This window comes from Allobosea lathyri (assembly GCF_900108245.1).
Classification (GTDB): domain Bacteria; phylum Pseudomonadota; class Alphaproteobacteria; order Rhizobiales; family Beijerinckiaceae; genus Allobosea; species Allobosea lathyri.
The window spans coordinates 344,746-356,823 of record NZ_FNUY01000002.1 but is presented as its reverse complement, the minus strand read 5'-3'; the positions used below and the strand labels follow the sequence as shown (position 1 = coordinate 356,823).

12 protein-coding genes are annotated in these 12,078 nt (G+C 65.6%); 5 read left to right on the top strand and 7 right to left on the bottom strand.

The features are described from left to right. Positions 1–31: 31 nt before the first annotated feature. Together C4S73_RS06030 and C4S73_RS06025 are read left to right on the top strand one after the other, a co-directional pair. On the top strand, positions 32–1,051 hold the full coding sequence (locus tag C4S73_RS06030) for a formate dehydrogenase subunit gamma (protein WP_244595457.1): 1,020 nt from the start codon (positions 32–34) through the stop codon (positions 1,049–1,051). 107 nt (positions 1,052–1,158) lie between these two features. Beyond that, a complete protein-coding gene (locus C4S73_RS06025) occupies positions 1,159–2,427 on the top strand; it encodes a molybdopterin molybdotransferase MoeA (RefSeq protein ID WP_103871565.1) in 1,269 nt (422 codons plus the stop codon). Positions 2,428–2,462: 35 nt separating this feature from the next. Here the strand turns inward: C4S73_RS06025 and C4S73_RS06020 are convergent, their stop codons facing one another. The 6 genes from C4S73_RS06020 to C4S73_RS05995 all read right to left on the bottom strand — a co-directional run bounded on the left by C4S73_RS06020 (position 2,463) and on the right by C4S73_RS05995 (position 6,644). After that, the gene (locus C4S73_RS06020; protein WP_103871564.1) at positions 2,463–2,660 is read right to left on the bottom strand and encodes a hypothetical protein; all 198 of its coding nucleotides are present in this window, start codon (positions 2,658–2,660) and stop codon (positions 2,463–2,465) included. Positions 2,661–2,743: 83 nt separating this feature from the next. Continuing rightward, positions 2,744–3,376 (bottom strand): molybdenum cofactor guanylyltransferase MobA, encoded by a 633-nt coding sequence (mobA, locus tag C4S73_RS06015; protein ID WP_103871563.1) that lies wholly within the window; start codon positions 3,374–3,376, stop codon positions 2,744–2,746. Beyond that, positions 3,369–4,256: a formate dehydrogenase accessory sulfurtransferase FdhD gene (locus C4S73_RS06010; protein ID WP_103871562.1), complete on the bottom strand. Its 888-nt coding sequence runs from the start codon at positions 4,254–4,256 to the stop codon at positions 3,369–3,371. Before C4S73_RS06010 ends, mobA begins: the two co-directional genes overlap by 8 nt. A gap of 50 nt (positions 4,257–4,306) precedes the next feature. Then, the gene (locus tag C4S73_RS06005; RefSeq protein WP_103871561.1) at positions 4,307–5,179 is read right to left on the bottom strand and encodes an ABC transporter substrate-binding protein; all 873 of its coding nucleotides are present in this window, start codon (positions 5,177–5,179) and stop codon (positions 4,307–4,309) included. Between the two features lie 29 nt (positions 5,180–5,208). Continuing rightward, positions 5,209–5,937, bottom strand: coding sequence for an ATP-binding cassette domain-containing protein (locus C4S73_RS06000; protein WP_103871855.1), 729 nt, complete (start codon positions 5,935–5,937; stop codon positions 5,209–5,211). 5 nt (positions 5,938–5,942) lie between these two features. After that, positions 5,943–6,644 (bottom strand): ABC transporter permease, encoded by a 702-nt coding sequence (locus C4S73_RS05995; protein WP_425290318.1) that lies wholly within the window; start codon positions 6,642–6,644, stop codon positions 5,943–5,945. 103 nt (positions 6,645–6,747) lie between these two features. Between C4S73_RS05995 and C4S73_RS05990 the strand changes: the two genes are divergently transcribed. Genes C4S73_RS05990 through C4S73_RS05980 form a run of 3 tightly spaced genes read left to right on the top strand, consistent with a single transcriptional unit; the run spans position 6,748 to position 10,636 of the window. Continuing rightward, positions 6,748–7,638, top strand: a complete 891-nt coding sequence (locus C4S73_RS05990; protein WP_103871560.1) for a helix-turn-helix transcriptional regulator — start codon at positions 6,748–6,750, stop codon at positions 7,636–7,638. A gap of 17 nt (positions 7,639–7,655) precedes the next feature. Beyond that, entirely contained in the window at positions 7,656–8,711 is a 1,056-nt protein-coding gene (locus tag C4S73_RS05985) for a MoeA family protein (protein WP_103871559.1), read from the top strand. Then, a complete protein-coding gene (locus C4S73_RS05980; RefSeq protein WP_103871558.1) occupies positions 8,708–10,636 on the top strand; it encodes a molybdopterin biosynthesis protein in 1,929 nt (642 codons plus the stop codon). The genes C4S73_RS05985 and C4S73_RS05980 overlap by 4 nt, the downstream gene beginning before the upstream one ends. A 208-nt stretch (positions 10,637–10,844) precedes the next feature. Here C4S73_RS05980 and C4S73_RS05975 read toward each other — a convergent pair whose 3' ends face one another. Beyond that, on the bottom strand, positions 10,845–11,975 hold the full coding sequence (locus C4S73_RS05975; RefSeq protein WP_103871557.1) for an AGE family epimerase/isomerase: 1,131 nt from the start codon (positions 11,973–11,975) through the stop codon (positions 10,845–10,847). Between the last annotated feature and the right edge of the window lie 103 nt (positions 11,976–12,078).

Below are 12,078 nucleotides of genomic sequence, written 5' to 3'. Positions count from 1 at the left end.
TCGTGGGCAGCCCGAGAGGGAGGACCACCCGATGCGCAATCCGCTTCGGTCTCTCGCAATGGCCTTGCTGTTCGCGCTGGCCTGCGGCGTCGCGGCTCCGGCCGTCGCGCAGCAACCGGACTCGGTCAATCCGACCGCGTCATCGGTGCAGGAGCGGCAGCTCATCGAGGCCTTGCGTGCCGGCACGCCGGGGACGGGGACAACGCTGTCGGGCCGCATCACGATCCCCGACCGGAACGCCGCCAATCTCGTCCAGCCGCAGGGGCAGGCTTGGCGTGCTTTCCATCAGGGCGCGATGCACTGGGTCGGCGCCATCGCCATTCTCGGCATGCTCGCCGTATTGGTGGTATTCTACCTGGTGCGCGGCCGGGTTCGCTTGGAAAAGGGCTTTTCCGGCGTCAAGATCGTTCGCTTTTCGGCATTCGAGCGGATGATCCACTGGCTCGTGGCGGGCAGCTTCATCATCCTCGCTCTGTCGGGTCTTAACGTGACGATCGGCAAATTCATCCTGCTGCCGCTGGTCGGCGAGGATGCGTTCGCGACGTTGTCGGAATGGGCGAAATACTCTCACAACTATCTCGCCTGGCCTTTCATGCTCGGGATTGCCGGCATGTTCCTCGTTTGGATCGGGCACAACATCCCCAGCCGCCTCGATTGGGAGTGGCTGCGCCGGGGCGGCGGGATCATCGGCCACGACCATCCACCAGCGCGTAAGTTCAATGCCGGGCAGAAGGGCGTCTTCTGGGCCGTCATGATCGGTGGGGCAGCGCTCTCGGTTTCGGGGATTTTCCTGATCTTCCCCTTCGTCTCCGGTGGCGTGCTGGCGATGCAGTTCTGGAACATCATCCACGGCCTCGCCGGTGTCCTGCTGATCGCCGTCATCCTCGCCCATATCTATATCGGCACGCTCGGCATGGAGGGCGCCCTTGAGGCGATGACGATCGGCGAGGTCGATCTCAACTGGGCCAAGGAGCATCACTCCCTCTGGGTCGAGGAGGTCGCCTCAAGGAGCCGCAAGCTGCCGCCTGGAGCCGCCCAACCAGCCGAATGAGCCCGTTTGCATCCCTGGGCCTTCGCTCGAGAGATGTGGGCCGGTCCAAGCGGGAGTTCTTTCCGGCACGTCTCCCGCAACGGCATCGTGCGTGCTAAGCCTTCAGCATGGCTCAGCTTTCCTCGGATCAGTTCGCCTTTGGCGGCGGACTCCTCTCGATCGACGACGCTCTTGCGCGCGTCAACTGCGATCTCGTTCCAGTTGCACAAACGCAGATTCTGCCCCTGCTCGATGCGGAGGGGCGCATCCTCGCGGGTGATGTCGTGGCCGGCTACGATCTGCCGCCCTTCTTCAATTCCGCTGTCGACGGTTACGCCGTGCGCTTCGCCGATCTGTTGAAACAGGGTGAAACCGTCCTGCCCGTTGCGGGGCGTGTTGCCGCAGGCGCTCTCGCCGGCTGTTCGATCGGGCAGGGGGAGGCCGTGCGGATCTTCACCGGCGCGCCGATGCCGGACGGCAGCGACACGGTGTTCATGCAGGAGGATGCCCGGCGCGAGGGCGACAAGGTCGTCCTGCCCAGAGGCTTGAAGCCGGGCGCCAACAGCCGGCCGGCCGGGGAGGATCTGGCGAAGGGCAGCGTGGCGCTGCACGATGGCCAGTTGGTGACGCCCGAGGCTCTGGCACTCGCCGCAGCACTGGGCCTGACTGACCTGTCGGTGCGTCGGAAAGTCCGGGTCGCGGTGTTCTCGACAGGCGACGAGATCGTCTCGCCCGGGAACCCGCTCGGGCCGGCACAGCTCTTCGATTCCAATCGCTTCATGCTGCAATCGCTGCTGCGTCGTCTCGGCGCCGAAGTGACTGATCTCGGCATTCTCGGTGACGATCAGGCGGTGGTGGCACGTGCGCTGGCGGAGGCGGCTCAGGGCCACGACCTGATCCTAACGTCGGGCGGCGTTTCCACCGGCGAGGAAGACCACGTCAAGGCAGCGGTCGAGCAGGTCGGAACGCTCGCGCTCTGGCGGCTTGCGATCAAGCCGGGCAGGCCGGTGGCGATGGGCGTGATCCCGGCCTCAGGGGGCGAGGCAGCGGCCTTTATAGGGCTGCCCGGCAATCCCGTCGCCGTCTTCGTCACCTTCGCCAATATCGTCAGGCCATTTCTTGCCGCGCTTGGCGGCGGCCGGCCGCAGGCGCCGCTCGCGCTGCCAGTCCGCTCGGCCTTCGACTATCGGAAGAAAGAGGGGCGGCGCGAATATGTCCGCGTCCAGCTGAACCGTGCCGCCGATGGCGTTGTCGAAGCGCAAAAGCATCCGCGCGAGGGCGCTGGAATCATCACGTCGCTGACGGAAACGGATGGGCTCGTCGAACTGCCGGAAAGCGTGACGCAGATCCAGGCTGGCGAGATGGTCGGCTTCCTCGCCTACGCCCTGCTGCGCTGATCATGCCGTCGCGCCGATAACTCAGCCTTGGCGGACTATTCAGTCGTGGAAGGCCGGGCCAGGCCGGACCAGTCCTGCCCGACCAGATTGCTCCCGGCCTCGCCATGATTCAGTTTCGCGCCGGTTGTGGTGAAGCGCTGGTCGGCCGTTTGCTGGAAGGTGGTGTTGAGCAGGGTGCCCGCGCCCACTGCAAGCAGGATGGCGACCGCGAATGCGGATAGCATGACCTTCATGTCGCTTCTCCTTGCATGTCGTTTCCGCTGCTGGCGCGGAAGCGCTTGTTCTGCCGTCGAAACTACCACCTGACCGGATCCGATCAAGCGTCGGGATAGCGGTTGGCGATGAGGTTGGCCTCAGCCAGTTCGTCGGGCGTATTGGCGTTGAAGAACGGGTCGAACGGTTCCGTCGGCCAGATCGCTGCCGTGACGCCGTGTCGAGCCGTCCAGCGATCGATCTTGCGCATATCCTCGAACACCAGCGCATGCCGCAGATCATCGCGCAACGCGACAGGCCAGAGCCCGATCACCGGATGCGCCTGTTCGCCACTCTGGGCGCAGGCGAGCTTCGTTCCCGCCAGCAGGCGCGTCTCATGAAGCCGACGCACCAGATCACGGGGCAGGAACGGCGAGTCGGCCGCAGCTGACACCACCCATTCGACGCCGGGGCGGTTCAGGGCGGTCCAGTCGAGCACGGCCAGGATGCCGGCCAGCGGCCCGGCAAAGCCCGGCACATCATCGGCTACGACTGGCATGTGCAGGAATGCAAAGCGTGCCGGATCGCCATTGGCATTGACGACGAGGCCATCGCATTGCGGCGTGAGACGCTCGGCGACCCGCTCGATCAGGGTCTTCTCACCGATCTCGCGCAGGGGCTTGTCGCCGCCACCCATGCGTCGGGCGAGACCACCAGCCAAGAGGACCCCGAGCGTAGGGGGGGGGATTTCAGTCATCGGAGCCTTTCCGGCGATGGCGGGCGCTCTCGTCCTCGACATAAGACAGGTCCTGGTCGAAGACGATACGATCCTCGCCCGACAGCGCCAGGAAGCGCTTGCCCTTGGCCCGCCCGATCAGTGTCAATCCGCATTGCCTTGCAAGATGGACTCCCCAGGCGGTGAAGCCCGAGCGCGAGACGAGGATCGGGATACCCATCCTCACCGTCTTGATCACCATCTCGGAGGTCAGGCGCCCGGTCGTATAGAAGATCTTGTCCCCGCCGCTTTCGCCATGACGGAACATCCAGCCGGCGATCTTGTCGACGGCGTTATGGCGGCCGACATCCTCCATATAGACCAGCGGGCGGTCTTCTCGACAGAGCACGCAGCCATGGATCGCGCCGGCCTCCAGATAGAGCGAAGGCATGGTGTTGATGGCATGCGTCAGACGGTAGAGCCATGAGGTCCGCAGCTGCGCCTTGGGCAGCTCGATCTCTTCCAGCGCCTCCATCAGGTCACCGAAGGCGGTGCCCTGGGCGCAGCCGGAAGTCTGGGTGCGCTTCTTCAGCTTCTCCTCGAAATTGGTATGCGCATCGGTGCGCACCACCACCACTTCGAGTTCCTCGTCATAGTCGACCCCGGTGACGATATCCGTGGGCTTGAGCATATTCTGGTTCAGCAGATAGCCGATCGCCAGATAGTCCGGGTAGTCGCCGATCGTCATCATCGTGACGATCTCCTGGCTGTTCAGGTAGAGCGTCAACGGCCGTTCGACCGTGACCGAGGTTTCCAGACGCTCGCCGCGCTCGTCTACTCCGCTCACGCGTTCCGTCAGCCTGGGATCGGCCGGGTTGGGGGCCAGGAGAGGGGGCAGTACGGGAGGGATGGCGGCCGGCATCCCATTGTTGTGGCGGAGAACGCCGGCCTTGTCGATTATGGCACGTCGCCTCAGGCGTTACCATCCGCGGCATTGGCGAAGAACAGCTGCTGGCCGTCAATCTTGTAGCTGGCGATCGCCTTTTGCCCCTCGGCGCCGAGGACCCAGTCGATGAAGAGCTGGCCTGCGGCCTGCTTCACATGCGCGTGGCGCTGCGGGTTCACCAGCATGATGCCATATTGGTTGAACAGGCGCTTGTCGCCCTCGACGACAATGTCGAGCTCGCCCCGGTTCTTGAAGGAGAGCCAGGTTCCGCGATCGGCCAGCACATAGCCGTTCATGCCGGACGCTGTGTTGAGCGCCGCGCCCATGCCCTGGCCGATCTCGCGATACCAGGAGCCGCGCGTTGCAGCGAGATCGATGCCGGCATCCTTCCAGAGGGCCAGCTCGGCCTGATGCGTGCCGGATTTGTCTCCGCGCGAGACGAAGGGAACAGCCTTGGTCTGGATCGCCTTCAATGCGGCAACGATATCGCTGGAGCCCTTCACGCCGGCTGGATCGCTCCTGGGGCCGATCAGCACGAAATCGTTGTACATGACCGGTCGGCGCGGGCCGCCATGGCCCTCGGCGACGAATTTCTCTTCGGAGGCGCGGGCATGAACGAAGACGACGTCGGCATCACCGCGCCGCCCGGTGTCGAGCGCCTGTCCGGTTCCCTGGCTGATGACGCGGACCTCGATGCCCGTCTTGGCCTTGAACAGTGGCAGGATGTGGTTGAACAACCCTGAATCGACGGTCGAGGTTGTCGAAGCAACCGTGATGAAATGCGTTCCCGCATCGCTGCCGGCAGGCGGCGCGAGTGGGCGGGCATCCTGTGCCAACACTGCCGAGCTCAGGGTTAGAGCGGCGCCGAGCGTGAGAATGAAGCCGCGTCTTGCGAGCATGATCGTCTCCTGTTGTTGGCTGGGGGCGTTCACCAGAGCAGCTCTCCGGCAATGAAGGCGCGCGCCTCGGCGCTTGCGGGCGCGGTGAAGAAGCTCGCGGCGGGGCTGTCCTCGACCAGCCGCCCGCGATGCAGGAACAGCACGCGATCGGCGATCCTGCGTGCCTGCGCCATGTCATGCGTTGCCATGACGAGCGTGACACCCTCGGCCTTGAGAGCGGCCAGCATCTCCTCGATCTGGCGGGTCGCGCCGGGGTCGAGCTGCGAGCAGGGCTCGTCCAGGAACAGCAGTTCCGGCCTGAGCGACCAGGCGCGGGCAATGGCGAGGCGCTGTTGCTCGCCGCCGGACAGAAGCCGGGCGGGGTTCTCACTGAGAGCGTCGAGGCCGAAACGAGCCAGCGCCGCGACAGCTCGCTCCTGGCGCTCTGCGCGCGCCACCCCGGCCGCCGCCAGCGCATGAACGATGTTCGCCCGTGCCGAGCGGCGCAGCATGACGGGCTTCTGGAACACCATGGCATGGCGCTTCACGCCAGCCAGAACGCCCTTCTCCGCGCCCCATGCGACCCTGCCGGCGCTGGGTCGGATCAAGCCATGGCACAGGCGCAGCGTCAGCGACTTGCCCGAGCCGTTCGGTCCCAGCAAGGCTGTGAGCCCGCCGCGCTGGATCGCGAAGCGCAATTGCGAGACCAGCAGCTTTCCGCCGGCCTCGAAGGAGAGATCCTCGGCGGAGAGCGGCAGGATCGATGTCGTCTCGCGCATCGCCCTCATCCAGCAAAGCGTGCGCCGGCCCGGCTCGCGCCATAGGTTACGGCGTTGATGACAAGCGTCAGCAGGATCAGCACGAGGCCAAGGCCCAGGGCCAGCGGCAGATCCCCCTTGGAGGTCTCCAGCGCGATCGCGGTCGTCATGGTCCGCGTATAGCCGGCGATGTTGCCGCCGACGATCAGGACCGCGCCGACCTCGGCGCTGGCCCGGCCGAAGCCGGCGAGAATGGCGGTCGCAAGTGCGAAACGCCCATCCCAGAGCAGGGTAGGAATGGCGCGAAACCCGGTAAGCCCGACCGAGGCAAGGTGCTCGCGATACTCGCCATGGAGATTCTCGGTCAATTGCCGGGTGATGGCGACGATGATCGGCAGCACCAGCACGGCCTGCGCCAGCACCATGGCGCTCGGGCTGAACAGCAGGCCGAGAAAGCCGATCGGCCCGGAACGGGACAACAACAGGAAGATCACGAGCCCCGCCACCACCGGGGGCAAGCCCATCATGGCGTTGACGAAGACGATCACGCCACCACGACCGGGAAAGCGCGATAGCGCCAGCAGGGCGCCGAGAGGTAGCCCAATGATCGCGGCGATCAGCACGGCAGACAGCGTCACCCCGAGCGAGAGCCTGACAATCCCGAGGAAGCCGGGATCGAGCCCGATGATGAGATCGATCGCTGCCGAAAACGCTGCCGAGACATCCACTGGCGGCGGCCTTCCCTGTCTGGCCTGATCTGTTTCTTGCACCTGTTATGGGACAGGCTTATAGAAATTAAAATCTGTAACATCTGCAGTCATACGCATAACAATGCAGGTCGATATCTACCTGACGACCGATCAGGCCGCCGCCTACCTGAAGCTCAAGGAGCGTAAGCTCTACGATCTCGTGGCTCAGGGCGCGGTGCCATGCTCCAAGGTCACTGGAAAATGGCTGTTTCCGCGCGCCGCGCTGGATCGCTGGATTGCCGCTGGCCTGTCGCACCCGCAGGGCTTTCAGGCCGAGGCGCCGCCCGCGATCATCGGCGGCAGTCACGACCCACTGCTCGAATGGGCCGCCCGCCAGTCGGATTCGGGGCTCGCATTGCTGGCGGAAGGCTCGGAAGTAGGTCTGGACCGGCTCGAGCGCAACGAGGTGGCGGCGGCAGCAATCCATCTGCACGGACATGAAACCGACGAGACCGCCAACCTCTCGGCTGTTGCGGCCCGTTCGGGCCTGCATGATGCCGTGGTCGTCTCTGTGGCCAGGCGCGAGCAGGGGCTGGTCATAGCAGCGGGAAATCCCCTCGGTCTCAAGAGCTTCGAGCAGGCGACGGCCAACGGCGCGCGCTTTGGCCTGCGACAGGCCGGGGCAGGGGCGCAGCTTCTCCTCAAGGTGATGCTCGATCGCCTCGGCGTACCCCTGGCGGGATTGAACTGCGTCGCGGCCCCCTATCCGACGGGCGCCGATCTCGCCCTTGCGATCCGGGTCGGCGAGGCCGATTGCGGCATCGCTACCCGCGCCGTGGCCGCAACCCACGGCCTGGGCTTCCAGCCGCTGACCTGGGAGCGTTTCGACCTGGTTCTGCGGCGACGCAGCTATTTCGAGCCCGGCCCACAGAAATTGCTTCGCTTCCTGCTGCAGCCGGACTTCGCCCGCAGGGCCGCGGAACTCGGGGGATATGATGTCGGGGAGGCCGGCATGATCCGGCTCAATATGTAGTGTCAGGAGCTGATGTCATGTCGGCACCGGGCCTGATATCGGTCGCCGAGGCGCTCGCTCTCGTGCTCGCCGGCCGCGAAGCGGTCGTGCCCGTCAGGCTGCCCATCAGGGATGCGCTTGGCCTCGTCGCCGGCGAGACCGTGCTGGCACCTGGTCCGGTGCCGGAGCGGCCCGTCGCTCAGCGCGGCGGCATCGCCGTTGTCTCGGCCGAGCTGATCGGCGCTTCGCCTTATGCGCCAGCCTTGGTCGTCGAATCTCCGACGCCGATCGCAGCGGGCGAGCTGCTGCCGGCGGGAACCGACGCCATCCTGCCTGCCGATGCCGCCAGCCAGGTCGGAGCGCTCATCGAAATCAGCCAACCCGCCTATCCCGGAGAGAACGTCACGCTGGCCGGCACCGATCTGCCAGCGGGCAGCGCGATCATCCGCGAAGGCGAACGCGTCACGCCTGCGACGGTGCTGGCATTGGACATCGCCCGCATGCGCGAGGTCGCGGTGCGGCGGCCGGGCTTTCGGGTTCTGTTGCCGGCGGGGAAGGGCGGTGGGACGGCGGAAAGCCATTGGCTGCGCACAACCCTGGAGATGCTAGGCTGCGCGCCGTCGGCGGGCGATCGCACAGACCTGTCGTTCGCTTTTACCGACGCGCCAGAACCCGACATGGCGGCGGGGCAGATATCGGTCGGCATTGCTTTGCGTCCAGGCGCCTGGGCCGGAAGGCTTGATGATGCGCGATGCGATCCGGCGCTCATCCTTCCGGCGCGTTTCGATGGGATGGTGGCGATGTTCCATGCGTTGATCCTGCCTCTCGTCGCGCGGCTGACCGGACAGGCGCTGCGGGTCGAGACACGCCCCCTGACGCGCAAGATCGTATCGATGGTCGGCTTCAGCGAAATCGCTTTGCTGCGCCGGTCCGGGGGCAGCTATGAGCCGCTTGCCGTCGGGCAGGTCACGCTTGCGGCGTTGTTGGCGGCAGATGCTATCGTGCTGATCCCGCCCGAAAGCGAAGGTGCTGCGGCCGGAACGCCGCTCGCTGCAATCCCGATTCACGATCCACTGGGTCCGATCCGCGCATGATCCAACGCCCCGAACTCAATCAGGACCAGTTCCTTACAGTCCTGTCGCGCGATGAGGCCATCGCTCGCTTCCGGGCTGCGCTTGTGCCCAGGCCGCTCGGCGAGGAGATGGTTCCGCTCGATCGATTGGTCGGACGCGTGCTGGCGCGGGACATCGCTGCGCCGGTCGATACGCCGCCCTTCGACCGCTCGGTCGTGGATGGCTTCGCCGTACGAGCAGCGGATGTCGCAGTCGCCAGCGAGGCCGCGCCGGTGCTGCTCGCCTTGAATGGCGAGACCATCGCCTGCGGCACGGAGCCAAGGCTTGCCGTCGCGCCGGGCACGGCAACGCCGATCGCGACCGGCGGCCCCATTCCGCGCGGGGCTGATGCAGTGGTCATGATCGAGCAGACCGAGCCGGAGCTCGACGGAAGACTCGCCGTAGGACGCGCCGTGGCGCCTGGCCAGAACATCGCCTTCGCCGGCTCCGATATCGCTCGCGGCGAGACGCTGCTGCGCAAGGGCATTTCGATCGGCGCGCGCGAGATCGGCATGCTGGCCGCGGTCGGGCTTGCCGAAGCCCCGGTCTGGCGCCGCCCACGCGTCGCCGTCATCTCCACCGGCGACGAACTCGTACAGCCGGGCAAGCCGTTGCGGCCAGCCGCGATCTACGATTCCAACGGCCCCATCATTGCCGCTGCTCTGGAAGAAAATGGCTGCGAAGCCAATCGGTTCGGCGCGTATCCTGATGACGCAGCTCAACTTGAAGAGGCCATGCGCAGCGCTCACGCGAGCTGCGACGCAGTCATCCTGTCGGGCGGCACCTCCAAGGGGGCGGGCGATCTGACATATCGCATCGTCGAGCGTCTCGGCGCGCCCGGCATCGTGGCCCATGGCGTCGCGCTGAAGCCAGGCAAGCCGCTGTGCCTGGCGGTCTGCGACGGCAAGCCGGTCATCATCCTGCCGGGCTTTCCGACTTCGGCGATGTTCACCTTCCACGATATCGTCGCGCCGGTGCTGCGCATCCTTGCGGGCATGCCGGAGCGCGAAGAGATCAAGGTCAGCGCCCGCGTGCCGGTGCGTATCCCGTCCGATCTCGGCCGGACCGAATTCGTCATGGTGTCGCTGGCGCAGGCCGCCGAAGGCATGGTCGCTATTCCCGTCGGCAAGGGCTCCGGCGCCGTCACGGCCTTTTCCCAGGCCGATGGCTTCGTGACGATCGACGCTCTCAGCGAGGCGCTGCCTGCCGGCACGATCGCGCCTGTGACGCTGTTCACGCCGCATCTTTCGACGCCGGATCTCGTCATCATGGGCAGCCATTGTGTCGGGCTCGATGCCGTGATCGCCTGTCTGGCGGATCGCGGTTCGACGGCCCGCTCTCTGTCTCTCGGGAGTCTTGGCGGACTATCGGCGCTGAAGCGCGGCGAATGCGACCTCGCCCCGATCCATCTGTTCGATCCCAAGACCAATACCTACAACGCGCCGTTTCTGGGCGATGGCATGACCCTCATTCCGGGCTGGCGCCGGCTGCAAGGCATCGTGTTTCGCGACGGCGATCCGAGATTCTCGCACGCCGCCGATATCCAGGAGGCTGTGAGGACGGCTCTGGCCGATCCCGATTGCCTGATGGTCAACCGCAACCAGGGCGCAGGCACGCGCATCCTGATCGACCAGTTGCTGGCTGGCGCCAGACCGCCAGGCTACTGGAACCAGCCACGCTCGCACAATGCGGTCGCGGCCGCAGTGGCACAGGGTCGAGCCGATTGGGGCATCGCGATCCGACCGGTGGCCGAGGCATGCGGACTGGGCTTCCTGCCGCTGGCCGAGGAGCATTACGATTTCGCGGTTGCAGCCGAGCCTCGCGCGCCCGACGCGATCGCTGCCTTTCGCGACGCAATTCGCGAGGCGGCGCACAGCCTGAGGGCTATCGGCTTCACGGCCGCTTGATCGACGCCGGTAGCGCCTTGCTCGACCAGACATTCGTCTGGAAGATCAGCCAGTTCCAGGGCGTCTTGAATAAGCAGCGCGATATTCTTTCGGGTCATGGTAGCGAACAAATATCGCCCGGGAGCCCGAATCTGATCGCCATTTAAGTTCCATAATATGTCTTATGCGAATCATACATGGGCAGACTCCGCCACCTTCGACGCCGCGTCTACCGCCCCTTCACCCGGCAAACCTCGGCGATAGCCAGGACCAGATGGTAGAGCACGCGGACCGGGATTGGCGCGATGATCGGCCGTCCTGTCCGGTCGACCTGATTGACCCAGAGCCCCGTCTCCCTATCGACGAACAGATCGAACATCAGGCGCAGATGGCCATCGAGCCGGTCGGCCGCTGCCTCGTCGCCCTCGAACTCGATCCTCGCGGCCAGCGCCTTGAGATACTCGGTCTGAGGCCAGAGCAGCGCAGCATCGTTCAACGCGGTTCCATCTGGAGCGACCTCGTTCACGACGGGCCGGGCAACGGGGCCGGCATTGAAGCGCTCCGCAAAAGCGTAAAGCTCCTGCGCGGTCTTGCGGGCGCTGGTCGAGCCGGTCAGTCGCTCGTGGTGGTAGAGCAGCCAGACCCATTCATAATGATGGCCCGGCTCCCTCACCTGTCCCTGCGGTCCGCTGTTGGGATTCAAATCGTCATCGAAGAACTCGCCCAGCGAGCCGGTTGCATCGTCGAGAAAACGATCCTGCATCAGGGCCACGAGGGCGTCGGCGCGGCGCAGCCAACGCGGGTCGTCGCTGGTTTCGGCGAGCGCGTGACAGGCTTCCAGCATATGCATATGCGGGTTCTGGCGGCGCGGCAGAGAGCCGAGCGTATCCTCCAGAAAGCCGCCTGCCGGGCTGGCGAGATGGTCTTCCAGGAACGCCATCACCTCTTCAGCCTGCGCGATCCCCTCGGCCTCGCCGGTTGCCCGCGCATACCAGCCGAGCGCGAACATCACGAAGGCCAGATCGTAGAAATCCGACTTGCCATCCACAGCCTCGCCCGCGGCAGTGCAGGAGTGGGAAAAGCGGCCGTCGCTGCGTCGGCAGCGCTCCAGCAGGAAAGACAGGCCATGGCGCGCAGCATCCAGCGCTCCGGGAACGCCGAGGATATGGGCATGGCTGAAGACATAGACCAGCCGCGCCGTCACAAGCGTGGTTCGCCGGTCCCCGTCCTCGGGCGTGCCATCGGCCTGTAGGGCCTCGACATAGCCCGGGCGTGCCGGGTCGTAGGCGCGCGCGATCCAGAGCGGCAACAGGGTTCCCGTCAGCCAGTCGAGAAGGTCCTGAGCTGCATTCCCCGCCATGGCCCCTGCCCTTCAATCCCGCTCGCGCAGTCCGGGGCGAGAATCCCGATTGCCTGTGTATCGGTTTAGTATAACGATATACAAGCGCTCTGAACGGGATCCC

What these genes read in the sequence shown, in the direction of transcription:
- C4S73_RS06025 (WP_103871565.1), top strand. Translation starts at nt 1,159, where the DNA reads ATGGCTCAGCTTTCCTCGGATCAGTTCGCCTTTGGCGGCGGACTCCTC.
- C4S73_RS06005 (WP_103871561.1), bottom strand. Translation starts at nt 5,179, where the DNA reads ATGCTCGCAAGACGCGGCTTCATTCTCACGCTCGGCGCCGCTCTAACC.
- C4S73_RS05990 (WP_103871560.1), top strand. Translation starts at nt 6,748, where the DNA reads ATGCAGGTCGATATCTACCTGACGACCGATCAGGCCGCCGCCTACCTG.
- C4S73_RS06000 (WP_103871855.1), bottom strand. Translation starts at nt 5,937, where the DNA reads ATGCGCGAGACGACATCGATCCTGCCGCTCTCCGCCGAGGATCTCTCC.
- C4S73_RS06020 (WP_103871564.1), bottom strand. Translation starts at nt 2,660, where the DNA reads ATGAAGGTCATGCTATCCGCATTCGCGGTCGCCATCCTGCTTGCAGTG.
- C4S73_RS05985 (WP_103871559.1), top strand. Translation starts at nt 7,656, where the DNA reads ATGTCGGCACCGGGCCTGATATCGGTCGCCGAGGCGCTCGCTCTCGTG.
- C4S73_RS06030 (WP_244595457.1), top strand. Translation starts at nt 32, where the DNA reads ATGCGCAATCCGCTTCGGTCTCTCGCAATGGCCTTGCTGTTCGCGCTG.
- C4S73_RS05980 (WP_103871558.1), top strand. Translation starts at nt 8,708, where the DNA reads ATGATCCAACGCCCCGAACTCAATCAGGACCAGTTCCTTACAGTCCTG.
- mobA (WP_103871563.1), bottom strand. Translation starts at nt 3,376, where the DNA reads ATGACTGAAATCCCCCCCCCTACGCTCGGGGTCCTCTTGGCTGGTGGT.
- C4S73_RS05975 (WP_103871557.1), bottom strand. Translation starts at nt 11,975, where the DNA reads ATGGCGGGGAATGCAGCTCAGGACCTTCTCGACTGGCTGACGGGAACC.
- C4S73_RS06010 (WP_103871562.1), bottom strand. Translation starts at nt 4,256, where the DNA reads ATGCCGGCCGCCATCCCTCCCGTACTGCCCCCTCTCCTGGCCCCCAAC.